Origin of the sequence: Curtobacterium sp. GC_Cur_3 (assembly GCF_026544205.1) — a bacterium.
GTDB lineage: Bacteria > Actinomycetota > Actinomycetes > Actinomycetales > Microbacteriaceae > Curtobacterium.
Genome location: NZ_JALNUI010000031.1, coordinates 1 through 26,987, shown reverse-complemented (window position 1 = coordinate 26,987; position 26,987 = coordinate 1). Strand labels below are relative to the sequence as shown.

At 71.3% G+C, this 26,987-nt stretch carries 26 protein-coding genes; 14 read left to right on the top strand and 12 right to left on the bottom strand.

The genetic code is table 11. The features are described 5' to 3' along the window. Window positions 1-101: 101 nt before the first annotated feature. The 6 genes from OXR63_RS15035 to OXR63_RS15010 all read right to left on the bottom strand — a co-directional run bounded on the left by OXR63_RS15035 (window position 102) and on the right by OXR63_RS15010 (window position 11,153). Window positions 102-3,983: a DNA-directed RNA polymerase subunit beta' gene (locus OXR63_RS15035; RefSeq protein ID WP_267424568.1), complete on the bottom strand. Its 3,882-nt coding sequence runs from the start codon at window positions 3,981-3,983 to the stop codon at window positions 102-104. Window positions 3,984-4,030: 47 nt separating this feature from the next. Then, on the bottom strand, window positions 4,031-7,522 hold the full coding sequence (gene rpoB / locus OXR63_RS15030; protein ID WP_194659377.1) for a DNA-directed RNA polymerase subunit beta: 3,492 nt from the start codon (window positions 7,520-7,522) through the stop codon (window positions 4,031-4,033). A 397-nt stretch (window positions 7,523-7,919) separates the two neighbouring features. Beyond that, on the bottom strand, window positions 7,920-8,501 hold the full coding sequence (locus OXR63_RS15025; protein WP_267424567.1) for a hypothetical protein: 582 nt from the start codon (window positions 8,499-8,501) through the stop codon (window positions 7,920-7,922). Window positions 8,502-8,803: 302 nt separating this feature from the next. Beyond that, window positions 8,804-9,451: a response regulator transcription factor gene (locus OXR63_RS15020; protein WP_267424566.1), complete on the bottom strand. Its 648-nt coding sequence runs from the start codon at window positions 9,449-9,451 to the stop codon at window positions 8,804-8,806. After that, window positions 9,448-10,656, bottom strand: a complete 1,209-nt coding sequence (locus tag OXR63_RS15015; protein ID WP_267424565.1) for a sensor histidine kinase — start codon at window positions 10,654-10,656, stop codon at window positions 9,448-9,450. The genes OXR63_RS15020 and OXR63_RS15015 overlap by 4 nt, the downstream gene beginning before the upstream one ends. Further along, on the bottom strand, window positions 10,653-11,153 hold the full coding sequence (locus OXR63_RS15010) for a hypothetical protein (RefSeq protein ID WP_267424564.1): 501 nt from the start codon (window positions 11,151-11,153) through the stop codon (window positions 10,653-10,655). Before OXR63_RS15010 ends, OXR63_RS15015 begins: the two co-directional genes overlap by 4 nt. Window positions 11,154-11,284: 131 nt before the next feature. Between OXR63_RS15010 and OXR63_RS15005 the strand changes: the two genes are divergently transcribed. From OXR63_RS15005 to OXR63_RS14985, 5 genes are all read left to right on the top strand, one after another. Then, a complete protein-coding gene (locus OXR63_RS15005) occupies window positions 11,285-12,127 on the top strand; it encodes a spermidine synthase (protein ID WP_267424563.1) in 843 nt (280 codons plus the stop codon). Between the two features lie 97 nt (window positions 12,128-12,224). After that, complete coding sequence (locus OXR63_RS15000; protein ID WP_267424562.1) at window positions 12,225-12,923, top strand: DUF4064 domain-containing protein; 699 nt, start codon at window positions 12,225-12,227, stop codon at window positions 12,921-12,923. Window positions 12,924-13,023: 100 nt separating this feature from the next. Further along, window positions 13,024-13,863: a hypothetical protein gene (locus OXR63_RS14995; RefSeq protein ID WP_267424561.1), complete on the top strand. Its 840-nt coding sequence runs from the start codon at window positions 13,024-13,026 to the stop codon at window positions 13,861-13,863. Beyond that, on the top strand, window positions 13,860-14,360 hold the full coding sequence (locus tag OXR63_RS14990; RefSeq protein WP_267424560.1) for a SprT-like domain-containing protein: 501 nt from the start codon (window positions 13,860-13,862) through the stop codon (window positions 14,358-14,360). Before OXR63_RS14995 ends, OXR63_RS14990 begins: the two co-directional genes overlap by 4 nt. A 66-nt stretch (window positions 14,361-14,426) precedes the next feature. Next, window positions 14,427-15,122 carry a CGNR zinc finger domain-containing protein gene (locus tag OXR63_RS14985; RefSeq protein ID WP_194659385.1) on the top strand — a complete coding sequence of 232 codons (696 nt, stop codon included), beginning with the start codon at window positions 14,427-14,429 and terminating at the stop codon, window positions 15,120-15,122. A 3-nt stretch (window positions 15,123-15,125) separates the two neighbouring features. Here the strand turns inward: OXR63_RS14985 and OXR63_RS14980 are convergent, their stop codons facing one another. Continuing rightward, window positions 15,126-15,695, bottom strand: coding sequence for a hypothetical protein (locus OXR63_RS14980; RefSeq protein WP_267424559.1), 570 nt, complete (start codon window positions 15,693-15,695; stop codon window positions 15,126-15,128). Window positions 15,696-15,821: 126 nt separating this feature from the next. Here OXR63_RS14980 and OXR63_RS14975 point away from each other — a divergent pair, with 126 nt between their 5' ends. Next, a complete protein-coding gene (locus OXR63_RS14975) occupies window positions 15,822-17,075 on the top strand; it encodes an Nramp family divalent metal transporter (protein WP_267424558.1) in 1,254 nt (417 codons plus the stop codon). Window positions 17,076-17,082: 7 nt separating this feature from the next. Here OXR63_RS14975 and OXR63_RS14970 read toward each other — a convergent pair whose 3' ends face one another. Continuing rightward, window positions 17,083-17,385 (bottom strand): DUF427 domain-containing protein, encoded by a 303-nt coding sequence (locus tag OXR63_RS14970; RefSeq protein WP_267424557.1) that lies wholly within the window; start codon window positions 17,383-17,385, stop codon window positions 17,083-17,085. A 58-nt stretch (window positions 17,386-17,443) separates the two neighbouring features. Beyond that, window positions 17,444-18,049: a hypothetical protein gene (locus tag OXR63_RS14965; RefSeq protein ID WP_267424556.1), complete on the bottom strand. Its 606-nt coding sequence runs from the start codon at window positions 18,047-18,049 to the stop codon at window positions 17,444-17,446. A gap of 96 nt (window positions 18,050-18,145) precedes the next feature. Here OXR63_RS14965 and OXR63_RS14960 point away from each other — a divergent pair, with 96 nt between their 5' ends. From OXR63_RS14960 to OXR63_RS14945, 4 genes are all read left to right on the top strand, one after another. Further along, window positions 18,146-18,778, top strand: a complete 633-nt coding sequence (locus tag OXR63_RS14960; protein WP_267424555.1) for a GNAT family N-acetyltransferase — start codon at window positions 18,146-18,148, stop codon at window positions 18,776-18,778. 79 nt (window positions 18,779-18,857) lie between these two features. Then, the gene (locus tag OXR63_RS14955; RefSeq protein ID WP_071276844.1) at window positions 18,858-19,334 is read left to right on the top strand and encodes a hypothetical protein; all 477 of its coding nucleotides are present in this window, start codon (window positions 18,858-18,860) and stop codon (window positions 19,332-19,334) included. 259 nt (window positions 19,335-19,593) lie between these two features. Beyond that, window positions 19,594-20,163 carry a DUF1684 domain-containing protein gene (locus OXR63_RS14950; protein WP_194660134.1) on the top strand — a complete coding sequence of 190 codons (570 nt, stop codon included), beginning with the start codon at window positions 19,594-19,596 and terminating at the stop codon, window positions 20,161-20,163. A gap of 11 nt (window positions 20,164-20,174) precedes the next feature. After that, the gene (locus OXR63_RS14945; protein ID WP_267424554.1) at window positions 20,175-20,540 is read left to right on the top strand and encodes a GntR family transcriptional regulator; all 366 of its coding nucleotides are present in this window, start codon (window positions 20,175-20,177) and stop codon (window positions 20,538-20,540) included. 21 nt (window positions 20,541-20,561) lie between these two features. Here OXR63_RS14945 and OXR63_RS14940 read toward each other — a convergent pair whose 3' ends face one another. Further along, window positions 20,562-21,392 carry an endo alpha-1,4 polygalactosaminidase gene (locus OXR63_RS14940; protein ID WP_267424553.1) on the bottom strand — a complete coding sequence of 277 codons (831 nt, stop codon included), beginning with the start codon at window positions 21,390-21,392 and terminating at the stop codon, window positions 20,562-20,564. A gap of 341 nt (window positions 21,393-21,733) precedes the next feature. Between OXR63_RS14940 and OXR63_RS14935 the strand changes: the two genes are divergently transcribed. After that, window positions 21,734-23,320, top strand: coding sequence for a DEAD/DEAH box helicase (locus OXR63_RS14935; protein ID WP_267424552.1), 1,587 nt, complete (start codon window positions 21,734-21,736; stop codon window positions 23,318-23,320). 254 nt (window positions 23,321-23,574) lie between these two features. Then, entirely contained in the window at window positions 23,575-23,775 is a 201-nt protein-coding gene (locus OXR63_RS14930) for a CsbD family protein (RefSeq protein WP_267424551.1), read from the top strand. Between the two features lie 79 nt (window positions 23,776-23,854). On the opposite strand, the gene OXR63_RS14925 is transcribed toward OXR63_RS14930, so the two are convergent. Beyond that, window positions 23,855-24,403 (bottom strand): NUDIX hydrolase family protein, encoded by a 549-nt coding sequence (locus OXR63_RS14925; RefSeq protein WP_071276854.1) that lies wholly within the window; start codon window positions 24,401-24,403, stop codon window positions 23,855-23,857. Between the two features lie 90 nt (window positions 24,404-24,493). On the opposite strand from OXR63_RS14925, the gene OXR63_RS14920 reads away from it, so the two are divergent. After that, complete coding sequence (locus tag OXR63_RS14920; RefSeq protein WP_267424550.1) at window positions 24,494-25,111, top strand: alpha/beta hydrolase; 618 nt, start codon at window positions 24,494-24,496, stop codon at window positions 25,109-25,111. Between the two features lie 77 nt (window positions 25,112-25,188). On the opposite strand, the gene OXR63_RS14915 is transcribed toward OXR63_RS14920, so the two are convergent. After that, entirely contained in the window at window positions 25,189-25,866 is a 678-nt protein-coding gene (locus OXR63_RS14915) for a PadR family transcriptional regulator (RefSeq protein WP_374116144.1), read from the bottom strand. Window positions 25,867-26,036: 170 nt separating this feature from the next. On the opposite strand from OXR63_RS14915, the gene OXR63_RS14910 reads away from it, so the two are divergent. After that, window positions 26,037-26,987, top strand: a 951-nt coding sequence (locus OXR63_RS14910; protein ID WP_267424548.1) for a DEAD/DEAH box helicase, incomplete at its 3' end; no start/stop codon positions are given.

Below are 26,987 nucleotides of genomic sequence, written 5' to 3'. Positions count from 1 at the left end.
CACCCACCCGACGCAGGAAGGGCCCCGCATCCAGGTGGATGCGGGGCCCTTCCGTCAGACCGACCGGCTCAGGAGGCTGGTGTCCAGCCGCCTGCGCCTGCTCAGTTGTAGGTACCCGGCGTGAAGTCGTCCGACGAGAAGCTGTCGAAGTCGACGAAGCTCAGGTCGGCGTCCGAGAACGACGAGTCGTCAGCGAAGATGCGGTTGGGGTACCGCTCTGCCTTCGCCTCTTCCGTCGCGTTCACGTCCACGTCGCGGTACCGGCTGAGACCCGTCCCCGCGGGGATGAGCTTGCCGATGATGACGTTCTCCTTGAGGCCGACGAGGTGGTCCTGCTTGCCCTCCATGGCCGCCTGCGTGAGCACGCGGGTGGTCTCCTGGAAGGACGCGGCGGACAGCCACGACTCGGTCGCGAGGGACGCCTTCGTGATGCCCATGACCTCCTGGCGAGCCGAGGCGGTCTTGCGACCCTCCTGCAGCGCCGCACGGTTGATCGCGTTGTAGCGCGACCGGTCGACGAGCTCACCCGGCAGCAGGTCCGTGTCGGCGTGGTCGACGACCGTCACCTTGCGGAGCATCTGACGGACGATGACCTCGATGTGCTTGTCGTGGATCGGCACACCCTGCGAGCCGTAGACGTCCTGCACACCGTTGACCAGGTGCTTCTGGACCTCTCGGACACCCTTGACCCGGAGGACTTCCTTCGGGTCGACGGTGCCGGCGATGAACTGCTCGCCGAGCTCGACGTGCTGGTTGTCCTCGATGAGGAGCGTTGCACGCTTGAGCACCGGGTAGATGAACGGCTCGTCGCCGTTGTCCGGCGTCAGGATGATCCGACGGCCCTTGTCCGTGTCCTCGACGACGACGCGGCCGGGGGCCTCGGCGATCGGGGACGCGCCCTTGGGGGTACGAGCCTCGAAGAGCTCGGTGACACGGGGCAGACCCTGGGTGATGTCGTCGGCCGAGGCCGAACCACCCGTGTGGAAGGTACGCATCGTCAGCTGGGTACCGGGCTCACCGATGGACTGGGCGGCGATGATGCCGACCGCCTCGCCGATGTCGACGAGGTTGCCCGTGGCGAGCGAGCGGCCGTAGCACTGCGCGCAGACACCGACGGCCGACTCGCAGGTCAGGACCGACCGCACCTTGATGCTCTCGACACCGGCAGCGAGCAGCGTGTCCAGGAGGACGTCACCGACGTCCTCGCCACCCTCGGCGACGACCGTGCCCGACGCGTCCGACGCCGCGGTGGCGAGGGTGCGGGAGTACACGGTGTTCTCGACGCGGGGGTCGCGGACCAGCTTGCCGTCAGCGTCCACGGTCGCGATCGGCAGCTCGAGGCCACGCGTCGTGCCGCAGTCGTCCTCGCGGATGATGACGTCCTGCGAGACGTCCACGAGACGACGGGTGAGGTACCCGGAGTCCGCGGTGCGCAGCGCGGTGTCGGCAAGACCCTTGCGAGCACCGTGGGTGGCGATGAAGTACTCCGCCACGGTCAGGCCCTCGCGGTACGAGTTGATGATCGGGCGGGCGATGATGTCGCCCTTCGGGTTGCTCACCAGACCACGCATACCGGCGATGTTGCGGACCTGCAGCCAGTTGCCTCGGGCGCCGGAGGACACCATGCGGTTGATCGTGTTGTCGATGGGGAAGTTGTCCCGCATCTCCTGGGCGATCTCGTTGGTGGCCTCGGTCCAGATCTTGATCAGGTCGGCGCGACGCTCGGAGTCGGTGATCAGACCCTTGTCGAACTCGCCCTGCACCTTGGCGGCCTGGACCTCGTAGCCCGCGATGATCTCCTTCTTGCGAGGAGGCGTCACGACGTCGGAGAGCGCCACGGTCACACCGGAGCGCGTGCCCCAGTAGAAGCCCGCGTCCTTGATCCGGTCCAGCGCGGCGGCCGTCTCGGTCTTGGAGTAGCGCTCGGCGAGGTCGTTGACGATCGCGGAGAGGGTGCCCTTGTCGGTGACCTTCTGCACGAACGGGTAGTCCGCCGGCAGGGTCTCGTTGAAGAGCGCGCGACCGAGGGTGGTCTCGAGCAGGATCGACTGACCGAGCTCGTAGCCCTCGGGTGCTTCACCCTCGGCGAAGTGGACACCCGACATGCGGATCTTCACGGTCGCGTTGAGGTGCAGCGTGTTCTGGTCCTTCGCCATGATCGCCTCGGCGACCGAGGAGAACGAACGGCCCTCACCGACGGCGCCCTCGCGGACGGTCGTCAGGTGGTGCAGACCGATGATCATGTCCTGTGCGGGCAGGGTCACCGGGCGGCCGTCGGACGGCTTGAGGATGTTGTTCGAGGCGAGCATCAGGATGCGGGCCTCGGCCTGGGCCTCGACCGACAGCGGCAGGTGCACCGCCATCTGGTCACCGTCGAAGTCCGCGTTGAACGCGGCACACACGAGCGGGTGGAGCTGGATGGCCTTGCCCTCGACGAGCTGCGGCTCGAACGCCTGGATGCCCAGGCGGTGCAGCGTCGGCGCACGGTTCAGCAGGACGGGGCGCTCGCGGATGATCTCCTCGAGCACGTCCCACACCTGCGGACGCGAACGCTCGACCATGCGCTTGGCCGACTTGATGTTCTGCGCGTGCGACAGGTCGATCAGGCGCTTGATGACGAACGGCTTGAACAGCTCGAGCGCCATCTGCTTGGGCAGACCGCACTGGTGGAGCTTGAGCTGCGGGCCGACGATGATGACCGAACGGCCCGAGTAGTCGACGCGCTTGCCGAGCAGGTTCTGGCGGAAACGACCCTGCTTGCCCTTGAGCATGTCGCTCAGGGACTTCAGGGCGCGGTTGCCGGTACCCGTGACCGGACGTCCACGACGACCGTTGTCGAACAGCGCGTCGACCGCTTCCTGCAGCATGCGCTTCTCGTTGTTCACGATGATCTCGGGGGCACCGAGGTCGAGCAGGCGGCGGAGACGGTTGTTGCGGTTGATCACACGACGGTAGAGGTCGTTGAGGTCCGAGGTGGCGAAGCGGCCACCGTCGAGCTGCACCATCGGGCGGAGCTCCGGCGGGATGACCGGCACGACGCCGAGCACCATCGCTGCCGGCGAGTTGCCGGTGGCGAGGAAGGAGCTGACGACGCGCAGACGCTTGATCGCGCGGATCTTCTTCTGGCCCTTGCCCTCGGCGATCTGCAGACGCAGCGCCTCGGCCTCGGCGGTCAGGTCGAAGGCCTCGAGCCGCAGCTTGATCGCCTCGGCGCCCATGTAGGCGTCGAAGTAGATCCCGAAGCGGTCCTGCAGCTCGTGGAAGACGGCGTCCTCGGGCTTGAGGTCGCCCACCTTGAGGTTGCGGAAGTCCTCCCACACACGCTCGAGACGGGTGATGTCCTCGTCGAAGGACTTGCGGACCTGGGCCATCTCCTTCTCGGCGGTGTCCTTGGTCCGGCGCTTGATGTCGGCCTTGGCGCCCTCTTCCTCAAGAGCGGCGAGGTCGTCCTCGAGCTTCTTGAGGCGGTCGGCGATGATCGAGTCGCGCTGGTTCTCGAGGTTCTTGATCTCGAGGCGCATCTCGTTCTCGAGACCCGGCATGTCAGCGTGCCGGCCCTCTTCGTCGATGCTGATGATCATGTAGGCGGCGAAGTAGATGACCTTCTCGAGGTCCTTCGGCGCCATGTCCAGCAGGTAGCCCAGGCGCGACGGGACGCCCTTGAAGTACCAGATGTGCGTGACGGGCGCGGCGAGCTCGATGTGGCCCATGCGCTCACGGCGGACCGAGGACTTGGTGACCTCGACGCCGCAGCGCTCGCAGACGATGCCCTTGAACCGGACTCGCTTGTACTTGCCGCAGGCGCACTCCCAGTCGCGGGAAGGACCGAAGATCTGTTCGCCGAACAGACCGTCCTTCTCGGGCTTCAGGGTGCGGTAGTTGATGGTCTCCGGCTTCTTGACCTCGCCGTACGACCACTGGCGGATGTCCTCGGCCGTGGCGAGGCCGATCCGCAGTGCGTCAAAGGAAGTTGCTTCGAGCAATGTTCTTCTCTCTTGCTGAATTCGAAACGTTGTCGGGCGGGGCGGGATCAGATGTCGTCGACGGAGGACGACTCGAACCGCGAGGAGATGTTGATGCCGAGCTCTTCAGCGGCACGGAAGACCTCGTCGTCCGTGTCGCGGAGGCTGACCGCCTGGCCGTCGGCCGAGAGGACCTCGACGTTCAGGCAGAGCGACTGCATCTCCTTCATGAGGACCTTGAAGCTCTCCGGGATGCCGGGCTCCTGGATGTTCTCGCCCTTGACGATCGCCTCGTAGACCTTCACGCGGCCGAGGATGTCGTCGGACTTGATCGTCAGGAGCTCCTGGAGGGCGTAGGCCGCGCCGTATGCCTCGAGCGCCCACACCTCCATCTCGCCGAAACGCTGTCCACCGAACTGCGCCTTGCCACCCAGCGGCTGCTGCGTGATCATCGAGTACGGACCGGTCGAACGGGCGTGGATCTTGTCGTCGACCAGGTGGTGGAGCTTCAGGATGTACATGTAGCCGACCGACACGGGCTCCGGGAACGGCTCGCCGGAGCGGCCGTCGAAGAGCTGGGCCTTGCCGGAGGAACCGATCAGGCGCTCGCCGTCACGGTTCGGGAGCGTCGAGTCGAGGAGGCCCTCGATCTCACGCTCGTAGGCGCCGTCGAACACCGGGGTGGCGACCTTGGTGCCGGGCTCCGCACTGTGGGCGGCCTCGGGGAGAGCCGAAGCCCACTCCTGGATGCCGTCGACCTTCCAGCCCTGCTTCGCGAGCCACCCGAGGTGGATCTCGAGCACCTGACCGAAGTTCATGCGGCCGGGGACGCCGAGCGGGTTCAGCACGATGTCGACCGGGGTGCCGTCCGCCAGGAACGGCATGTCCTCGACCGGCAGGATCGTCGAGATGACGCCCTTGTTGCCGTGACGACCGGCGAGCTTGTCGCCCGCGGTGATCTTGCGCTTCTGGGCGATGTAGACGACCACGCGCTGGTTGACGCCCGAGCCGAGCTCGTCGTCGCCGTCCTGCGAGTCGAACACCTTGACGCCGATGATCGTGCCCTCTTCACCGTGGGGCACCTTCAGCGAGGTGTCGCGCACCTCGCGCGACTTCTCGTTGAAGATCGCGCGGAGCAGGCGCTCCTCGGCGGAGAGCTCGGTCTCGCCCTTCGGCGTGACCTTGCCGACCAGGATGTCGCCGGGGCGGACCTCGGCACCGATGCGGATGATGCCGCGCTCGTCGAGGTCGGCCAGGAGGTCCGGGCTGACGTTCGGCAGGTCGCGGGTGATCTCTTCCTTGCCGAGCTTGGTGTCGCGGGCGTCGACCTCGTACTCCTCGATGTGGATCGAGGAGAGGGTGTCGTCCTTCACGAGGTTCTGCGACAGGATCATCGCGTCCTCGTAGTTGTAGCCCTCCCACGGCATGAACGCGACGAGGAGGTTCTTGCCGAGCGCGAGCTCGCCGTTCTCCGTCGCGGGGCCGTCGGCGATGACCTCGCCCTGCTCCACACGCTCACCGGCGCTGACGATCACGCGGTGGTTGTAGCTGGTGCCCTGGTTCGAGCGGTCGAACTTGCGCAGGTAGAACGACTGCGTGCCGCCGTCGTCGAGCTGCAGGGTCACGGCGTCGGCCGAGACTTCGGAGACCACACCGGCCTTGTCGGCGATGATCACGTCGCCGGCGTCGATGGCGGTGTAGCCCTCCATGCCGGTGCCGACGAGCGGCGACTCGGAGCGGAGGAGCGGCACGGCCTGGCGCTGCATGTTCGCACCCATGAGCGCGCGGTTCGCGTCGTCGTGCTCGAGGAACGGGATGAGCGACGTCGCGACCGACACCATCTGGCGCGGGGAGACGTCCATGTAGTCGACCTCGCCGCGGCCGACGAGCTCGACCTCGCCGCCCTTCTTGCGGACGAGCACCTTGTCGTCGGCGAAGTGGAAGTCGTTGGTCAGCGGGGCGTTGGCCTGCGCGACGACGAACTCGTCCTCTTCCGAAGCGGTCAGGTAGTCGATGGTCTTCGTGACCTCGCCGTCGACGACGCGACGGTACGGGGTCTCGATGAAGCCGAACGAGTTGATCCGACCGAAGGACGCGAGCGAGCCGATCAGGCCGATGTTCGGGCCTTCCGGGGTCTCGATCGGGCACATGCGGCCGTAGTGCGACGGGTGGACGTCACGGACCTCGACGCCGGCACGCTCACGGGACAGACCACCCGGGCCGAGGGCCGACAGACGCCGCTTGTGCGTCAGGCCCGCGAGCGGGTTGTTCTGGTCCATGAACTGCGACAGCTGCGAGGTGCCGAAGAACTCCTTGATCGCGGCGACGACGGGGCGCACGTTGATCAGGGTCTGCGGGGTGATGGCCTCGATGTCCTGCGTGGTCATGCGCTCGCGGACGACGCGCTCCATGCGGGACAGACCCGTGCGGACCTGGTTCTGGATGAGCTCACCGACGGCGCGGATGCGACGGTTGCCGAAGTGGTCGATGTCGTCCACGTCGAGGCGCAGCTGCACCGGCTCGCCGTCGCGGACGCCGTCGAGGTTCGTCTTCTCGGCGTGCAGGGAGACGAGGTACTTGATCGTGCGGACGATGTCCTGCACGGTCAGGACCGAGTCGCTCAGCTGCGCGTCGATGCCGAGCTTGCGGTTGAGCTTGTACCGGCCCACCTTCGCCAGGTCGTAGCGCTTGGAGTTGAAGTAGAAGTTGTCGAGGAGCGCACGCGCGGCCTCGGCAGCGACCTGCTCGCCCGGGCGCAGCTTGCGGTAGATGTCCTTGAGCGCCTCTTCCTTCGTGAGGATGGCGTCCTTCTCGAGGGTCGACTCGATGGAGGCGAAGCCCTGGAACTCCTCGAGGATCTCCTCGCTCGTCATGCCGAGCGCCTTGAGGAAGACCGTGACCGACTGCTTGCGCTTGCGGTCGATGCGCACGCCCACCTGGTCGCGCTTGTCGATCTCGAACTCGAGCCAGGCACCGCGGGACGGGATGACGCGAGCGGAGTAGATGTCCTTGTCGGACGTCTTCTCCTGCTGACGCTCGAAGTACACGCCCGGCGAGCGGACGAGCTGCGAGACGACGACGCGCTCGGTGCCGTTGATGATGAACGTGCCGCGCTCGGTCATGAGCGGGAAGTCGCCCATGAAGACCGTCTGCGTCTTGATCTCACCGGTCATGTGGTTCATGAACTCGGCGTTGACGTACAGCGGGGCGGCGTAGGTCTTGCCGCGTTCCTTGCAGTCGTCGATCGAGTACTTCGGGTCCTCGAGCTCCGGGGACGTGAACGAGAGCTGCATCGTCTCGCCGAGGTCCTCGATCGGGGAGATCTCCTCGAAGATCTCCTCGAGGCCGGAGTGCAGCGCGAGGTCGGTGCGACCCTGCTCCTGCCCCTCGGCCAGTCGGGCCTTCCAAACGTCGTTGCCGACGAGCCAGTCGAAGCTCTCCGTCTGGAGAGCGAGCAGATCAGGAACCGTGAGGGTGTCCGTGATCTTGGCGAACGAGAGTCGCGAGTGGTTGCGACCGTTCTTGGGGGTGTTGGTGGATGCGTTGAGCGCAGCAGCCAAGGGTTTGACCTCCGGTTGGCCCCGTCGGGCCGATACTGACGGGCAGCATGTAGGTGAGTGGATTGAACGCCGACGACCCCACGAGAACACGCGGTCATGCACCATCCGGGTGGAGGAGTTGCATGTGCGATGATCGTGGTGAGCGGGACCTGCCGACATGTGCGGGTCCGGCTGCACCAGGCGGAGTCCTTCGAGGACTTTCGGTCGACCGCAATATGACGACGCGGATGCCAGGGAGCGCGAACAGTCATCATATGCAGTGGTCGCACGTGCTGTCCAGTCCTGGCTTGACCAAGTTCGCCGGAGCCGTGTATAAGCACGACGGCCGGGTCACTGCTCCCGCCGGTCGCTCCCCCGCGATCCCCGTCCCGCTGCGGATCGAGCGGCGACCAGCCGGTCAGCCGAGGCGTTCGCGCTCGGCGTGCACCGAGCCTCCCGGCTGACCGGCCAGACCAGCCAGCGCACGGAACGCGTCCTCCGGACGACGCGTCCGGACGAAGGTGGTCCGGCCACGGTCGTCGGTGAGCTCGATGCCCAGACCCGGTGAGAGCAGGAGCGCCCGCACCCCGCGACCGACGCGCAGGCCGATGCCGCCGTAGGTGGTCGCGTCGGCCTCGACCAGGCGCGCCTGGACGATCCGGCTCCGCTGGATGCGGCGCGGCGGCAGCGGGCGGAAGTGCAGCGTCACGTGCCGCTCGGTGACGGTGAACCCGGCACGCGCGAGCAGGAGCAGCAGGCCGACGGCCATGCCGAGGAAGCCCGGTACCAGGAGTGCCACCTCCGGCGCATCCCCCGGCCAGGCGAGGACGGCCGCCGACAGGGCGGTTCCGGCACCCAGGAGCGCTGCACCGATCGCGCGCATCCAGAGCGGCGCCGCCTCGCGGTCGGCGTGGAATGGACGGGAGGCTCGACTCGGCCCGGTCGGTCGGCTCGCGACGACGCGGCACGGCGTCTGGATGCTCATGGTGTCGGCGGACAAGTGGGTCTCCTGGTGCGTGCGGTCCGGAGCGTGGGGCACCCGGACGCGGTGTGTTCGAGGTCGGAGCGCACTGGGGCGCGCCGACGGCGCGGGTGCTGCGGCGCGACCCGTGGGTGGCGGCAGTGGGGTGCGCGCCACGGTCTGCCGGATGCGGACCCGCCAGGAGCACGAGGGCTCCGGAGGTCGACGCGCTCGGCGGACGACCCGTCGACGGTACGTCGCGTGCCTTGGCGTTCACTGTCCGTTCATGTGTACGCATTCACCCCAGAGCGGGGGACGCGCGACCGCGAAACGCGGCGGCGTCAGCGCAGGACGAGGGCGACGGCCTCCGCGCGGGACCGCACCCCGAGCTTCTGGAACAGCTGGTTCACGTAGGACTTCACGGTCGGCACCGTCAGGAACAGCTCCGCGGCGATCTCCGGGTTCGTCCGGCCGTCGGCGATGCGCTCGAGCACGTCGGCCTCGCGCGGGGTGAGTTCAGGGAAGCGCTCGCGGAGCGACACCGGCGTCGGGGGTGTCGAGAGGGCCGGCGTCCCGAGCGCAGCGACGAGCCGGGCCCCGACCGCGGCGTCGAAGGTCGACTGACCAGAGGCCACCGCCCGGATCGCGGTGGCGATCTCCACCCGGCCCGCGTCCTTCGTCAGGTACCCCCGGGCGCCGGCGCGGAGGGCGGTCGTGATCGAGTCGTCGTCGGCGAAGGTCGTCAGCACCAGGACCGCGACCCCGGGGTGCGCCGCCGTGATCCGCGCCGTGGCGGTCGGGCCGTCGACCACCGGCATGCGCAGGTCCATGAGGACGACGTCCGGCGTGCGCTCGGCCACGAGGGCGACCGCCTCGGCACCGTCGGCGGCCTCGCCCACGACCTCGAGGTCCGGCACGAGCGACAGCACCGTCACCAGGCCGTCACGGACGATGGCCTGGTCGTCGACGACGAGCACACGGATGCTCACGTGGTCCCCCCGGTCCCGGAGGGCGATGCGGGCACGTGCATCGCGACGACGAACGCGTCGTCGGTGCGCTCGGCACGGATCGTGGCGTCACCGCCGAGCTCGGCGAAGCGCTCGCGCATGCCCACCAACCCGTGCCCCGGGTCCGCCAGGGGGTTCGTGACGACGACGTCGACGGGTCCGCTCGGTCCGGTCCGCTCGACGGTGAGCGTCACGGGTCGGCCGGGCGCGTGCCGCCGGGCGTTGCTGAGGGCCTCGCGGGTGACGGCGACCACTGCGGCACGGTGGGCCGGGTCGAGTCCGGCCAGGGTGACGTCGCCGTCGACGTGCAGGTCGCCGCCGAAGGACCGGTGGGCGTCGACGAGGGGCGCGAGACCGGCGGCGGCGGTCGCGGTGGTCGTCCCCGGCCGGGAGGCTCGGTGCGCCCCCGGCAGGTCGGTCGCGGCGGGTGCCGGGTCGTCCTCACGCAGGGCGCGGACCGCGCGGCGCGCCTCGGCGAGACCGTCAGCGGCGAGGACGCGGGCGTCAGCTGCCCGGCGGGTGGCGTCGTCGACACGGCCGGCCTCAAGCAGGGCCTCGACCGCGTCGAGCTGCAGCACGAGCCCACCGAGGGAGTGCGCGAGGACGTCGTGGACGTCCCTGGCCGCCCGGGCGCGGTCGGCGAGGAGCTCGGCACGCTGCTGGTCCCGCTCGGCCTGGCGCGCCTGGAGCTCGGTGAGTCGGACCTGTCGGCGGCTGAAGCCGACCAGGACGCCGAGCACGAGCCCACCGCACGCCGCGAGGACGAGCGCCACGGGGGCCCGCTCGAGTGCGGCGACGCCGGCGATCTCGACGATCGCGACGAGGACCGCGACGGTGCCGGTCCAGACGGGCAGGTCGGCGCTGGCCTGCAGGGCGACGATGCCGATGATGACCGGCACGAGCAGCAGCGCGTCCGTGGGCACGGCGACGAGCGCGCCGGCGACGACCATCACGACCGCGACGGCGAACCCGGCGCGGCCGGACCGCACGACCTCCCGCGCGACCCACGCGGCGAGCGCCACACTCCCGACGACCCACACCCACACGGGGTGGTGCACGGCGAGGCCGTTGTGCACGAACCAGAACACGACGGCGACGACCCCGACGGCGGTGAGCCACCAGCCGAGACGCGAACGCGGCCGGCCCCGGGCGAGGTCGGCCGGCTCGACACCGGAGAGGAGGGTCACCGGACCATCATGCCGCTGGTGCGGGACGGGATGCGCTGGTCGACGACGAGTGCCCGGGCAGCCCGGTTGACCGCGAGCATGAGCAGGATCGCGCCGGTCGAGCTGAGCAGGTGCGCGCCGAGGTGGCCGCCGAGGACGTCGATGCCGATCCGGACGACGATGAGCACGATCCACAGCACGGCCCCGGCCGCACCGGTGCGGGACTGGAGCGTCCGGCCCTTGTCGTCGGGGGCGGCGACCGTGCGGAAGCGGGTCAGGCTGCCCATCGCGAGGCCGAGGCCGACGGACACGAGTGCCTCGATGCCGAGGAACACGACGTCGGTCGTGCCGATCGTCGCCGTGGACTGGGCGAGGACGACGATCCCGACGCCGGCCATCACGAGCGGCATGCGCCAGATGCGGGTCGGGTCGAGGTACTGCCACGTCGCCTGGCGGTACGCGAGGAAGCCCACGAGTGCCAGGCCGATGACGATGTTCGCGAGGAGTTGAGCCGACATGGTGTGCGCCTTTCCCGGGTGTCCGGCGGGGGTTCCCGGCCGGTGGTCCCATCGTCGGACGGACGGGTCCGCGGCCCCACCACCCAGGGGTGGTGACCGGGGTGGTGATCCCGGTGGTGTTCCATGGACCCATGGGTGATGCGTTCGACGGGTTCAAGCTCGGTGCGGGGTTCTCGGTGATCGAGCCCGACCGGCACCGGCCGGGGTCCTTCACGCTGGTGGTCGACGGCACGCCCCAGTCCCACGTGGACCTGGAGGACCCGACGCACCTGGCGTTCGAGTACATCCGGCGGATCGGGCACGCCATCGACCTGCTGCCGCCCGGGCCGATCACCGCGCTGCACCTCGGTGCTGGTGCCCTCACGCTCCCCCGTTACGTCGCGGTGACCCGGCCGGGCTCCCGCCAGCAGGTCGTCGAGCTCGAGCGCGACCTCGTCGACCAGGTGCGCGAGGTGCTGCCGTTCCCCCGCGGCGCCTCGATCCGCGTGCGGTACGGCGACGCCCGGGAGGTCCTGGGCAAGCTGCCGAACGGGCTGCACGGCACGGTCGACCTCGCCGTCGTGGACGTCTTCGGCGGGTCGCGGATCCCGGCGCACGTGACGAGTGTCGAGTTCTACCGGGAGGTCGCCGCCTTCCTCTCCCCCACCGGGATCGTCGCGGTGAACGTCGCCGACGGTGCCGGTCTCGCGTTCGCCCGGGGGCAGGCGTCGACGCTGCAGTCCGTGCTGCCGTCGGTCGCGGCGGTGGCGGACACCGGCATGCTCAAGGGCCGGCGCTTCGGCAACATCGTGCTCCTCGGGTCCCCGACGGACCTGCCCGTGGCCGAGATGCCGCGCAGGTACTCCTCGGACCCGATGCCGGCGAAGGTCGTGCACGGGGCCGAGCTGCGGGCGTTCATCGCCGGGGCACCCATCGTCACGGACGCCACGGCGGTCGCGTCGCCGGAGCCGAACCGGTCGGTGTTCGGGGCGTAGCCAGCGCGGCGCTCTCGGGCAACGGGACGGTCGCGCTGCCAGGATGGACGCTGGACGACCGCGCAGGTGCGCGACCGAACGAGACGGGGAAGCCCTCATGACGAACGACGACCGGAGCAACGACGACCGGCCTCGCTACGGCGAGCGCATCACGCCGGACTCGACGCCGCAGTACGGCGAGCAGCAGCAGCAGTACGGCCAGCAGCAGGGTCAGCAGTACGGCCAGCAGTACGGGCAGCAGCAGCAGGGTGACCAGTACGGGCAGCAGCAGGGCCAGCAGTCGGACGCCCCCTCGTGGGGTGGCCAGCAGCACCAGCCGCAGCACCACCAGCAGCAGTACGGGTCCGCGGCGTCCTCGGGCGGCCCGGCGTGGCAGCAGCACCACGAACCCGTCGCCAAGAAGCCGACCGTCGGCCGCATCGCCTTCGTCGCCTCGGTCGTCGCGCTCGTGCTCGGCGTCATCGGCGGGTACGTCCTCGGGACCGCGCTCGGTGCGACCGGCGTCATCCGCGACCTCATGCAGAGCGGCGGCAGCGGGAGCGCGAGTGACCAGCAGGAGCTCCAGCGGCAGCTCCAGGACTCGCTGATGAACTCCGCGAACGGCGGTCAGTTCGCCGTGGGCAGCGTCTTCATGTGGGTCGCCACGCTGTTCGGCGTGTGGGGCATCGTGCAGGGCATCGTCGCGATCGCCACCAAGCGCGGCCGTCGCTGGGGTGTGTTCGCGATCATCCTCGCCGTCGTCGCGTTCCTCGTCGCGTTCATCGTGTACATCGGGGTCGCGGTCTCCGCCTCCTGACCACCACACGTCCTCGAAGGCCCGTCCCGCACTGCGCGAGGCGGGCCTTCGGCGTGTGGCAGCGGTCACTCCCGGGTGAGCCCGGTTACCCTCGACCCTGATGTCCAACCCGCCCGAAGACCGCCAGCACCTCGACCGGGACGACCGCGCCCGGGAACCGCGTCACGCGGCCCCCGGAAGCCCGAGCGTCAGCCCCGGCAGCACCTTCGCGCCCATCAGTCTGCGCCCCGCCGTGGACGTGCAGGCCGTGCAGGACCGCCTCCGTGACCTCGGCCAGAGCCGCAGCACCGACGCCCTCGCCGAGCGCGCCGAGCTGATGCGGCTGCTTGGCCGCCTCGACGAGGCGCTCGTCCTGGCCGAGGAGGTCTTCCGCCTGACGATGTTCACGGGGGAACGCTCCGACAAGGTCGCCGCCCGGATCCGCCGCGCGCACGTCCTGCACGACCTGGGTCGGCACGAGCGCGCCGCGAGCGAGGCCGCCATGGCCCGTGACACCGCCACGACCGAGGAGTGGCCGGAGCTCGAGGGCGCCGCCGCCGAGATCGAGGGCTGGTCCCTGTTCGAGCTGTCCCGCTTCGACGAGGCGCGCGAGGTCCTGGCCCGCTCGTACGAGGCCTTCCGCGCCGCCGGGGCCCCGTCGGAGCGCACGGACGCCCTGCGCACCGCGGTCGAGGCCGCCATGCGCGCGTCGATCGCCCAGCCGGCCGCGCCCAGCACGCAGGACCGTGACGCCGCCGACCGTCCCCGGACGGCACGCGAGCTCGCTGCCCGCCGCGAGACCGACCCCGTCACCCGGGTGGCCGAGCCGGTGAAGGAGGTCCCGCCGATCCGTCGACGGGTCCTCGGTGCCCCCGACGCGGCCCGCACCGAGGGCGACAGCATCTGGGGCAAGCTGACCGGCCGCTCGGACCGCTCACGCCCCACCGACACCGACCGGTGACCTCGCTCGACCAGGTCCGCGACCGGGCCGAGGAACTGCTGCGCCTGCACCTCGGTGGTGGTTCGTGGTCGTTCGGCTTCGACCACGCGAAGACCCGCGCCGGACAGTGCGACTTCGCGAAGCGCCGGATCACGGTCAGTCGGCACCTGGCGGCACGGTTCTCGGACGAGGACGTCGAGCAGGTCCTGCTGCACGAGGTCGCACATGCGCTGAGCGGTGCCCGTGCCGGGCACGGACCGGCCTGGCGGCGGACGGCCCGGTCGATCGGGTACACCGGGTCGCGGCTGCACGACGGGCCGATCGCCAGCGAGCTCGCGCCGTGGGTGGGGACCTGCCCCGCCGGCCACGAGCACTACCGCTACCGGACGCCGACCCGGCCGCTGGCCTGCGCGAAGTGCTCCCGCCGGTTCGACGAGCGCCACCTCATCGCGTGGCGTCGCCAGCACGTGCACGAGCACGAGCACGAGCACGAGCACGCAGAGACGGTCACCCATTAGCCTGGCCGGATGCACCCCTTCCGGACCCGGCAGCACGATCCGCAGGTCACCCATTAGCCTGGCCGGATGCACACGGGGCAGCACATCCGCACGGACTCGGGCTCGTCGTGGTTCTTCGACGCCGGACGGATCGCGCTCGACTTCGCGCACACCGGCGGGTTCGCCGACGACCCCGACGGCCGACGCCCCCGGTCACGGCTCGGCGAGCTCCTGATGACGCCCGCCGACCTGGACGAGTGGCTCAGCGAGCACACCGAGCCCATCGACGTCGGCGCGAACGCGCGCGAGCTCCAGGACGCCCGTGCGCTCCGCGCGGCGATCGGCCGCCTCGCGGTGGCGGCCGCCCCGGGACCGGCCCCGTCCGCGGCGGAGCGGGCCGCCGTGGCCGCCGGGCTCCGCGCCGGCACCGGCCGGACGCGCCCCGCGCCCGACGACATCGACACCGTCAACCTGTTCGCCGCCCTGCCGGACGTGCCCCCGAGCCTCCCGGGTGGACGACGCCGAGCCGGCGCCAACCGGGTGCGGCTCACCCAGGCCCTGTCGAGCGTCGCCCGTGACGCCGTCGCCCTGTTCACCGAGGTCGGCTTCGACGACGTCGAGGCCGACGGCCGACCCACCCGGCTGAGCCGTTGCTCGGCGCCGGACTGCGGGCTGGTGTTCTACGACTCCTCGCGCGGCGGCACACGCCGGTGGTGCGCGATGCAGCGCTGCGGCAACCGGGCCAAGGTGCGCGCGCACCGGGCCCGTCGCGCGGCCGCCTGACGCCTACGCGTCGGGTGCGCGCCAGGTGATCGTCGCGTCGCCCTCCGCGCCCTCGTCGACCGGTGCTGCGCGCAGGTAGCTGACCGCCTCGACGGTGCTGCCCTCCGGGGCGAGGAGGACCGCGCAGACGTCGGCCGTGCCGTCGGAGGTGAGGGCCTTGGCGATCGCGGCGCGGTCGAACGGGCAGGCGTCCCGCAGGACGGCGTTCCGGTCGGCGGCGTCGAGCTCGGGGCCCGCCTGCAGCCGGTCTGCGGCGCGGAGTCCCCAGGCGTCGTTCGCCAGGTCGCCGACGGCGTCCCGGTCGAAGGTGCCGCGTTCGGTGCGGACGGTGAAGTGGGCGAGGTAGGCGTCGTCCCCCTTCGGGTCCAGCCCGAACTGGTCCATCGCGCGGGCGGTCACGCGCTCCACCTTCGTGGCCCGGATGTCGAGCTGCCCGTGGAACGCGGAGCCGTTGAGCTTCGTGGTCACGGAGTCGCCGATGTCGTGGCCGCCCTGCGCGCACCCCGTGAGCGTGATGGCGGCGGCGATGGCGAGCACGCCCGCCGTGGTCAGTCGTCCTGCGGTCCCCTGCATGGTCGTCCACGGTAGTCAGCCGTGAGGCCCGGGGCACGTCGCCGACGGATGCTCGGCTGTCCGTCGGGTTGCGACCACCCGAACACCTGGATTCGGCCTCCCGAATCCTCTGGCATGCTCGGCATCATGACCGACATCGTCACCCCGCGCCCCGCCCCCGTCGGCGGCCCGCGGAGGCGTGCGGCCGGCCTGACGCTCCTCGGGCCGGCGTTCGTCGCCGCGATCGCCTACGTCGACCCGGGCAACGTCGCCGCGAACCTCACGGCGGGGGCGCGGTACGGCTACCTGCTGCTCTGGGTCCTCGTCGCCGCCAACGCCAGCGCGGTCGTGGTGCAGTACCTCTCCGCCAAGCTCGGGGTGGTCACCGGACGGTCGCTGCCGGAGCTGCTCGGGCTGAAGATGCGCAGGACCCCGCGGCTGCTGTTCTGGGCGCAGGCCGAGGTGGTGGCCGCCGCGACCGACGTGGCCGAGGTCATCGGTGGGGCGTTGGCCCTGCACCTGCTGTTCGGCCTGCCGCTCGTCGTCGGGGGCGTCATCACCGGGGTCGTCTCGATGGCGATCCTCGTGCTGCAGAACCGGCGGGGCGCCCGCACGTTCGAGGTCGTCGTCACGTCGATGCTCGCGATCCTGACCGTGGGCTTCTGCGCTGGCCTGCTCTTCGCGCAGGTGTCCCCGGGCGAGCTGGTGTCCGGCCTGGTCCCGCGCTTCGAGGGCACGCAGTCGGTGATGCTCGCCGCGTCGATGCTCGGGGCGACGGTGATGCCGCACGCGGTGTACCTGCACTCGGCCCTCGCCCGCGACCGCCACGGCGACACCCCCGCTGGGCCGGAGCGCCAGCGGGTCCTCGTCGCGACGCGGTGGGACGTGGCCCTCGCGCTCATCGTCGCGGGCGGCGTCAACGTGTGCATGCTCGTGCTCGCCGCGGCGACGCTGCCGGGGGTGCCTGGCACCGACACGATCCCGGGCGCCCAGGCCGCGATCACCGCGAACGTCGGGCCGGTCGTCGGGGTGCTCTTCGCCGTGGGGCTGCTGGCGTCGGGGCTGGCATCGACCTCGGTCGGCTGCATGGCCGGCGCGGAGATCATGCACGGCCTGCTCCACGTGCGGGTCCCGCTGCTCGCACGGCGCCTGGTGACCCTGGTGCCGGCGCTCGTGCTGCTCGCCGTCGGTGCCGACCCGACGATGCTGCTCGTCGTGAGCCAGGTCGTGCTGAGCTTCGGCATCGCCTTCGCACTCGTCCCGCTCGTGGTCTACACGTCCCGGCGGAGCGTCATGGGCACGGACGTCAACGCCGCGACCACCCGCGTCGTGGCGTGGGTGATCGCGGCGGTGATCGTCGCGTTGAACGTGGCCCTGGTGGTGCTCACGTTCACCGAGTGAGCCGGGGCTACTCGACGACGCGGACGCCCTTCCAGAACGCCACGTAGCCGCTGTAGTCCTTGCCGACGCGGTCGAAGGACGACGGGATCGGGGTCGGGTACGACCAGGCGTTGTCCTTGAGCGACTGCCCGTCGACGTTCACCGTGTAGTACTGCGTGTCGCCCTTCCACGGGCAGTGGTACTGGGTGTCGGTCTCGGTGAAGAGCTCGGTCTTCACGCTCGACGGCGGGAAGTACCAGTTGCCCTCGATCTTGATGAGGTCGTCCTCGGATGCCTCTGCGATGACGGTGTCGCCGACGACTGCCTTCATGATGTGCTCCTCGTGCCGTGCCCGCGATCCGGTGACCGCTGGCGTGATGGCTGGAACGCTACGCCCGGCCGGTGTGTTCCCCGGGTCGGACGCTCAGGAGCTCCGGCCCCGCGGCGAGCGCCGCGTGCACCCGCTCCGGTCCGAGCTCCCGTGCGGCCTCGGACGCGGACACCAGGTGGCGGACGGCCCGTCGGAGTCCGGTGAACGCGGCGCTCGCGGCCGCGGCCTCCGGCGAGCAGTGGTCGATGCCGACCGCCGTCAGCGCGTCCACGACGGCGCCGGCGCCGAGCAGGTCCTCGACGGCGAACCCGGGAGCCTCCGGCACGTCGACGGACTCCCCGGCTGCCTCGGCAGCGTCGTCCCCGACGGGCGTCGGCGCGGTGCCGGCGGCGATCACCGCGACGACGCAGCGGTCGCCCAGTGCGGCCTGGAGGCTCGTCACGCGGTCCGCCACGGCCGTCGCGTTCCCGAGGTGGCCGAGCACGACCTCGGCCCCGGCCGGCACCGCGCGGCGCACGGCCCGGTGGGCGGCGTCGTCGTCGGCGCCCGGCCAGGGCAGGACGTCCGTCCAGACGACCAGGTGTGCCCCGACGGTCACTCGACGGGCATCGGCGATGCCCCACCCGAATCGGACCTGGTACTGCTGCTGGCCTCGTTCACGCACCTCGTCACGATAACCGCTGTGGAGGACCTGTCCTTTTCCACAGGTGCTCCGCTCTGGCACCGTTCGCCGGGAGGGCCGCCAGTACGATCGACTCCCATGGAGATCGCCCCCGCACCGACCCTGACCGGTGACCGCGTCACGCTCGAGCCCCTCGGCCCGGAGCACGCGGACGACCTCCGCGCGGCGGTCGCCGACGGGGACCTCTGGCGCACCTGGTACACCGCGATCCCCTCCCCGGCGCAGGTCGACGACGAGATCGAGCGGCGCCTGGCCGAGCAGACCGCCGGCCGGATGGTGCCGTTCGCCGTGCGCGACCGACCCACCGGACGCGTGGTGGGCTCGACGACGTTCATGGCGGTCGACACCGCCAACCGCCGGGTGGAGATCGGGTCGACCTTCCTGGCGCAGTCGGCGCAGCGGTCCGGGATCAACACCGAGTCGAAGCTGCTGATGCTCTCGCAGGCGTTCGAGGTCTGGCAGTGCATCGCGGTCGAGTTCCGCACGCACTGGCACAACCAGCAGTCCCGTGCCGCGATCGCCCGGCTCGGCGCCAAGCAGGACGGTGTCCTGCGCAACCACCAGATCGGGCGGGACGGCACCCTCCGCGACACCGTGGTCTTCTCGATCACCGCGTCCGAGTGGCCCACCGTCCGGTTGTCCCTGGCCGAGCGTCTCCGTCAGCACGACCGCGCCGAGGGCTCCCGCCGCCGGTCGGCCCGGCACGCCTGACCCGCACGGCCCGGCTGACCCGCTCGGCGCGCCTGACCTGCACGGCCCGGCGGCAGCGCCGCGGCGTACGGTCGGCGACATGCACGTCGGTCTCCGCCTCGTCCTCGACGCCCCGGTCGCGTCCGTCCGCGACGCCCTGATGGCCCCGGCGGTGATGGTCGGGGTGACCAAGCCGTTCCTGGTCTACCGCTCGCTCGCTCCCGAGGGCTTCCCGCGCCGCTGGACCCCAGGGCAACCGCACCCGATCGCCGCGAGCGCCTTCGGTGTCGTGCCGAGCGGTGCGAGCCACGTGGACATCGACCGGTACGAGGTCGACGGCGTCCCCGTGCAGCGCGACAACGGCGGCGGCACGAGCGGCCTGTTCGCCCGGATGGACATGCGGCACCGGATGGCCGCGACGGAGCTCCCCGACGGGAAGACCCTGTTCGTCGACCGGCTGGACTACCGGATGCGCCCGGCCGTGCTCGGCATCGCGCTCTGGCCCGGCATGTGGGTCATCTGGCAGTGGCGGGCGATCCGGATGCGGGCGCAGGCACCGTCCTGGCCGCCGGCCTGAGACCTGCGCTCGCCTGAGACCGGCGCTGGCCAGAGACCGGCGCTGGCCAGAGACCGCCGCTGGCCTCGGACCGTGCCGGACCAGCCCGGCCACCTGTCGGACAGGACCGGACACGCCGACCGGACCCGGGCCTCCCGCCCGCCCTGGTGCCCGGGAACGCGACGGGCGTAGCCTCGTCCCTGTGAGCCAGACGCGCCCCCAGGAGCCGACGACCGACGACCGCGTGCACAGCACGATGGCGACCGTGGACTGGCGGCGCATGACGTTCGACCTGTACCGCCGGGTCCGCGCGACAGCCGACCCGGAGACGGCGCACGCGATGTGGCGCGAGACCCGCGACGCGATGTTCGCGGAGCACCCCGCCAGTCCGCTCCTCGACGAGGACGCCCGCGACTTCGAGGAGCTCCCCGTGCCGGCCTACGACCCGGAGTGGCGCTTCCGGGCCCGCATCGAGACCGCCGAGCCGCAGGTGCTCGACGTCGAGACGGGCACCGACGGCATCGTGCACTTCGACCGCCTCGGCGTGGTCTCCCTGCCCGGCATCGGCACCCTCGACGTGTGGTCGCACGGCGGCTACGCGGGCGGCGTCTTCGTGCCCGTCAAGGACGCCAGCGCCGGGAAGGCGCGCGGCACGTACGGCGGTGGGCGCTACCTGCTCGACACGATCAAGGGTGCCGACCTGGGTGGCGACGACGGCGAACTCGTGCTCGACTTCAACTTCGCGTACAACCCCTCGTGCGCGTACGACCCGGCGTGGGCGTGCCCGCTCGCGCCCCCCGGCAACACCGTCGCGGTGCCGATCCCCGTCGGCGAGCAGTACGACTTCTAGGAGCTCCGGACATGTCGACGACGAGCCTCGTGGCACTCGACCCCGGCGGCCGCATCCCGCCGTTCGAACAGGTGCGCTCCCAGATCGCGGCGCAGATCACCGCCGGCTACCTGGTCGACGGCCAGCGGCTGCCGAGCGTGCGGTCGCTGGCGGACGACCTCAAGCTCGCGCCCGGCACGGTCGCGAAGGCGTACCAGCTGCTCGAGGAGTCCGGGCTCGTGCAGACCGCACGAGGAGCCGGCACCCGCGTGGTCCGGCCGGCAGCGGTGCCCGACGAGGTCGCCGTGGCGATCCGCGGCGTGGTCACCGAGGCCCGTGCAGCCGGGCTCTCCGCCGACCAGGCGGCTGCGGCGCTCCGGGACGCCTGGCCCGCGTAGGGACCAGGTCCGCTGCTGCGCTCAGCAGTGGTCGAACACGTACGCCGGGTCGCCCTTCGGCACCAGGTCGCGGTCACGCAGGATCGTCATCGCCGGTCGGTCCCGCGTCGCGCACACGGACGACCACGACGGCTTGAGCGTGTCTGCGTACTCGACGTCGATGACCCGCTTGCCGTAGACGTCTGTGTAGGCCGAGCACTCCTCGTACTGCACGCACTCCTCGGCGACGGCGAAGTCGAACCCGGCGGTGCGCTTGCCGGCCGTGCCGAGCTGCGGGGTGTTCTTCTGCGCCGCCGCCATCCCGTCGCGGTGTGCCTCGGCGACGAGGGACGTCGCCAGCGCGACGTTGTCCGCCCGGGTCAGGGCGCCGTGCGAGCGCGTCCACGAGTCGAGGTTGTCGAACTCGACGGCGTCGAAGCCCCGGTCGGCGCACCGGGCGACGGCCTTGCCGATGACCTCCGTGATCACCGCACGCTTCGCCGCGGTGCGGGTGTCGAGGAGCATCTCGTCCGGCCACCCCGGGTCGGACACGGGCTTGCCGGCAGCGGTGCGCAGGATCGCGGACGGGTGCGCCTGCTTCCACATGGCAGCGTCGCCGGGCTGCGTCTGGAAGCCGTTGACGTAGCAGATGCCGTAGGTGCCCTTCGCCGGGCGCTCGGTGCTGTCCCGCTCGACGACGGTCACGCCGGACGGTGGTGTGTACGCCCCGCCGAGCTGGTAGTCCGGCACGCCCGAGGTCGGGAGGGCCCGGTGACCGTCACCTGCGGCGGTGCCGGTGTCGGCCGCGCACCCGGCGGCGCCGACCAGGGTGACGAGCAGGACGGCGGGGAGGAGGAGGCAACGGAGACGCACGCCGACCAGGGTCCCATGCGGGGCCTGCTCTTCCGCCGGGTCCCGTCGGAGCGCTACACTGGCCGTACTCGAGGCGCCGATCGCCTCGTGCGTCGTACGGACGCCCCCGAAACCTCCCGGTCGAACTCGACCGATGCGTATCGCGCACCACCGCTCCCCCGGAACCCGTCCGGGTGGGACACCGGTGCCAGGCTCTCTGCTGCGGCGACAGTGCCCGCACCTCCACGTCCTCTCCAGCAGAGGACACGTCCGCTCCCCGAGCGGACGACGGACGCGGACATGCTCCCGCCCGCGCGCCGATCGAGCGCGCACCACGGCCGAAACCGGCCCGAAAGGTCGTCATGACCAACCCCATCGAAGACACCCGTTTCTCCGACCTCGGCGTCCCCGCCCCCATGGTCGACGTGCTCGTCAGCCAGGGCAAGGAGAACGCCTTCCCGATCCAGGCGGACACGCTCCCCGACTCCCTCAAGGGCAAGGACGTGCTCGGCCGCGGTCGCACCGGCTCCGGCAAGACCATCGCGTTCGCGATCCCCCTCGTCGCCCGTCTCGCGGCGAACCCGCAGAAGCGTCGCCCGGGTCGTCCCCGCGCCCTGGTCCTCGCCCCCACCCGTGAGCTCGCGACGCAGATCGACGCCGTGCTCGCCCCCCTCGCCAAGGCGATGGGCCTCACCACCACGACGATCTTCGGCGGCGTCTCACAGGGCCGTCAGGTCGACGCGCTCCGCACCGGCGTCGACATCGTCGTCGCCTGCCCGGGCCGCCTCGCCGACCTCATGCAGCAGGGCCACGCCCACCTCGACGCGATCGACGTCACCGTCCTCGACGAGGCCGACCACATGGCCGACATGGGCTTCCTGCCCGGCGTGACGAAGATCATGCAGGCCACCCCGGAGCGCGGGCAGCGCATGCTGTTCTCCGCGACGCTCGACAACGGCGTGGACAAGCTCGTCAAGAAGTTCCTGCACGACCCGGTGATGCACTCCGTCGACGACGAGTCCAGCCCCGTCGAGGCGATGACCCACCACGTGTTCGAGGTCGCCGACGCCGACGGCAAGAAGGACCTCGTCCAGACCCTCGCCTCGGGCACCGGTCGCCGCATCCTCTTCATGCGCACGAAGCACCACGCCAAGCGCCTGGCGAAGCAGCTCTCCTCGCAGGGCATCCCCGCGGTGGACCTGCAGGGCAACCTGTCGCAGGGCGCCCGTGAGCGCAACCTCGCCAAGTTCTCCGCCGGTGAGGCCCTCGTCCTCGTCGCCACCGACGTCGCCGCCCGCGGTGTGCACGTCGACAACGTCGAGCTCGTCGTGCACGTCGACCCGCCGACCGAGCACAAGGCGTACCTGCACCGCTCGGGCCGTACCGCCCGTGCCGGTTCGTCCGGTGACGTCGTCACCGTGGTGATGCCCGCCGAGCGTCGCGACGTCGCACAGATGATGCGCAAGGCCGCGATCTCCGTCGCGCCGCAGCAGGTCACCCCGCGGTCCGCGCCGGTGCTCGAGCTCGTCGGCGAGATCGCCCCGCTCCGTCACGAGGACCCCGCCGCCGTCCAGCAGCAGCAGCCGCAGCGCCGGCAGCAGTCCTCCGCCGGCTCGTCGTCCGCAGGTCGTGGCCGTGGCCGCGGTGGCCGCTCGGGAGGCTCGGCTCCGGCCGCGCAGTCCAGCTCCGCCGGCAACGGCTCGGGTTCGGGCCGCCGCGGTGGCCGTGCCGCCGAGGGCGCGTCCGCCTCGTCCGCCGGCTCGACCGGGCAGCGTCGTTCCGGTGGCGCCCCGCGTCGCGCGGGCAGCGACTCGCCCCGTGGCGGCTCCGCACAGGTCTGGTCCTCCGACGGTGGCTACGCCCCCGGTCGCGCAGCCGGCACCGAGTCCAGCGCCAACCGCCGTGGTGGCTCGCGCCGCGCCTCCCGTCCGGCCGGCACCGGCCGCTGACCGACGCTCTGTCGGGGCGTCCAGCCCCCGCCGCTCTGTCGGGGCGTCCAGCCCCCGCGAAACACCGGTGTTCGGTGGTCGCGCCGCGGATCTCCGCGGCGCGACTGCTGAACACCGGTGTTCAGCTTGGAGGGCCTGGTCGAACCTGGGTGGGGACTGCACAGGGGCGCCCGCGGGGCGCGTAGGTTCCTGGTCATCGGCGGCCGCGCAAGCGACCACCGGTGGTTTTGTCCGACGACGGAAGGAGCCGCCACATGGCAGGCATCGACGACATCAAGAACGCCGCTGAGAAAGCGGCCGGCAAGGTCAAGGAAGGTGTCGGCAACACGACCGACAACGACCGCCTGAAGGCCGAGGGTCAGACCGACCAGGCCAAGGCCTCGACCAAGCAGGGTGCGACCGACGTCAAGGACGCCGCGCACGGCGTGGCCGACAGCTTCAAGGACCACAAGTAGGACCAAGCCGGTCTCGACAGACCGTGCTGCGAAGCCCCCGGGACCATCGGTCCCGGGGGCTTCGTCGTGCGGGGGGCCGCTAGAGCAGGGCGCCGACCGAGGCGAGCCCGGCGCGCATCAGGGCGCCGCGGCCACCCTCCATCTCCTCGGACACCGCGATCGAGGCGGCCTCCATCGGGCTCATCCACGTCAGCTCGAGGGCGTCCTGCCGCGGCTCGCACGTCCCGGTGACGGGGACGACGTACGCCAGGGAGATCGCGTGCTGGCGCTCGTCGGTGTAGACCGAGGCACCGGGGAGCGGGAAGTACTCCGCCACGGTGAACGGCGCCGGGTTCGAGGGCAGCTGCGGGAACGCCATCGGCCCGAGGTCCTTCTCGAGGTGCCGGAACAGCGCGGTGCGGATCGACTCGCCGAACATCACGCGGCCGGACACGAGCGTGCGCGCGATCGACCCGCTCGGGGCCACGCGGAGCAGCACGCCGACCTCGGTCACGACGCCGAGGCCGTCGGTGCGCACGGGGATGGCTTCGACGTAGCAGATCGGCAGGCGACGGCGGACCATCGCGAGCTCCTCGTCGGACAGCCAGCCGGAGTCGGGGTCGGGATCGGGGGTGCGAGTCGAGGCCATGCTCCGTGTCTACCAGGCGGCGGGGCGAAGCAGGTGGAAGGGCACGGGGTCGTGGAGGGACGCGGGGTGCGCGTCGCTACTGTCGGCAGCATGATCGACCCCGACCTCGTCCAGTGGACCCGCCCGACCGGTGACCGCGCCGGCACACCCCTGCTCGTCGCGCTGCACGGCGTCGGCTCCGACGAGCACGACCTGCTCGCGCTCGCGCCGGCCCTGCCGCCCGCGTGGACGATCGCCTCGCTGCGTGCTCCGCTGCCGTGGGGTGGCGGACACAGCTGGTACCCGCTCGGCACGCCGGGGTCGCCGGAGCTCGGACCCGTCGACGCGGCGGTCGGGGAGGTCCTCGACTGGGTCGACGGCGTCGCGGCCGACCACCCGCGCATCGGGCTGCTCGGGTTCTCGCAGGGCGGGTCGATGGCGCTGCAGCTCCTGCGCGCCCGACCGGCGGGCTTCGCGTTCGCGGTGTCGCTGTCGGGCTTCGTCGTGCCGGGCGTCACCGACTCCCGGGACGAGGCGGTCGCGGCCGTCCGGCCCCGCGTGTTCCTCGGTCACGGTGACTTCGACCCGGTGATCCCCGCTGACGCCACGGCGCGCACGGCGGTGTGGGCAGCGGAGCACACGGACGTGACCGTCCGTGCCTACGAAGGGCTGCCGCACGCGGTGTCGGCCGCGGAGCTGGCGGACGTGGCGGCCTTCATCGGCGGCTGACGGCGTCGCGACCACAGAACGGACGGGAGGCTCCCCACCAGCTGGTGGGGAGCCTCCCGTCCGTGGGGTGGCCCGGCTCAGTCAGCGAGGATCTGCAGGAGGTCCTTGCGGAGCTGGTCGACCTTGGCCGAGGCGGCCTTGACCTGCTCGTCGGTCGCGCTCGTGCGGTACATGTGCAGGACGCCCATGGTCTTGCGGAGCGCCTCGACGAACTCGCGCTGCGAGTCCGGCATGCCGGGCGTGGACTCCCACGCGGCGGCGATCTCGTCGGCCTTGGCCTCTGCCTCGGCACGGCCGGCGTCGGTGAGCTCGAAGAGCGTCTTGCGGCCGTCGCCGGTCGAGACGACGAGGTCCTCGTCGACGAGCTGCTGGAGCGTCGGGTAGACCGAGCCGGGGCTCGGCTTCCAGGCGCCACCGGTGCGCTCGGCGATCGTCTTGATCACGGCGTAGCCGTTCTGGGGGCCCTCGGCCAGCAGGCCGAGGATGGCGAGGCGGACGTCGCCGCGACGGCGGCGCTCCCGGCCGAAGCCGGGACCGCCGAACCCGGGGCCGAAGCCCATGCCGGGTCCGAAGCCGCCGCGGCTGCCGAAGCCCATCGGGCCGGGGCCGAAGCCGCCGCGCCCGCCGTGCTCGCCGCGGTCGCGGCCGGGGAAGCCGACGCCGTGGTGGGCGCGTCCGCCGCCGAAGCGGGGGCCGCGCGGTCCGGAGCCACGCTGGTCGTGGCGGTGGTCGTGCATGTTCTCGTGGCCGTCCATGGGGTGCATGGTGACTCCTCTCGAGGGTCGTGGTGACGTGGGCTCGCGATCCGTTCCGGACTGTTCCGGCACTGTCGCGATGTAGTAACGATAGATCGGTAACTATCGCTGTGTCAAGCGCTGCTGCTTGTCGGGGTCTTGTCGGTGGCGGCGGGCAGGATGGGCTGACCATGACGGACGTCCTCGAGCGCTTCTCCCCCGCCACCGCCGCGTGGTTCCGCGGTGCGTTCAGCGCCCCGACCGCGGCGCAGTCCGGTGCGTGGGACGCCATCTCGACCGGGCGGCACGCGCTCGTCGTCGCCCCGACCGGTTCCGGCAAGACGCTCGCCTCGTTCCTGTGGTCGATCGACCGGCTGATCAGCTCCACCGACCACCCCGAACCGAAGCAGCGCACGCGGGTGCTCTACATCTCGCCGCTGAAGGCCCTCGGCGTCGACGTCGAGCGGAACCTCCGCAGCCCGCTCGTCGGCATCACGCAGACGGCTCGGCGGCTCGGGCTCGAACCGCCGGACGTCACGGTCGGCGTCCGGAGCGGTGACACCCCGTCGTCCGACCGGCAGAAGCTGCTCCGGCTGCCCCCGGACATCCTCATCACCACGCCCGAGTCGCTCTACCTGATGCTGACGTCGAAGGCGCGGGAGACCCTGCTGAACGTCGACACCGTCATCGTCGACGAGGTCCACGCCGTCGCGTCGTCCAAGCGCGGGGCGCACCTGGCCGTCTCGCTCGAACGGCTCGACGACCTGCTCGACAAGCCGGTACAGCGCATCGGCCTGTCCGCCACCGTGCGTCCGGCGGAGGAGGTCGCCCGGTTCCTCGGCGGCCGTGCCCCGGTCGAGATCATCGCCCCGCCGGCGCAGAAGACCTTCGACCTCCGCGTGGTCGTGCCGGTCGACGACATGTCCGAGCTCGGGTCGCCGCCCGTCGGGTCGGACTCCTCGGACGCGCCGTCGAACGGGTCGATCTGGCCCCACGTGGAAGAGCGCGTGGTCGACCTGATCGAGGAGCACCGCTCGACGATCGTGTTCGCGAACTCGCGGCGGTTGGCCGAACGCCTGACCGCCCGGCTGAACGAGATCCACGAGGAACGGGTGGTGGCCGCCGCGGGCGACGGCGTCCTG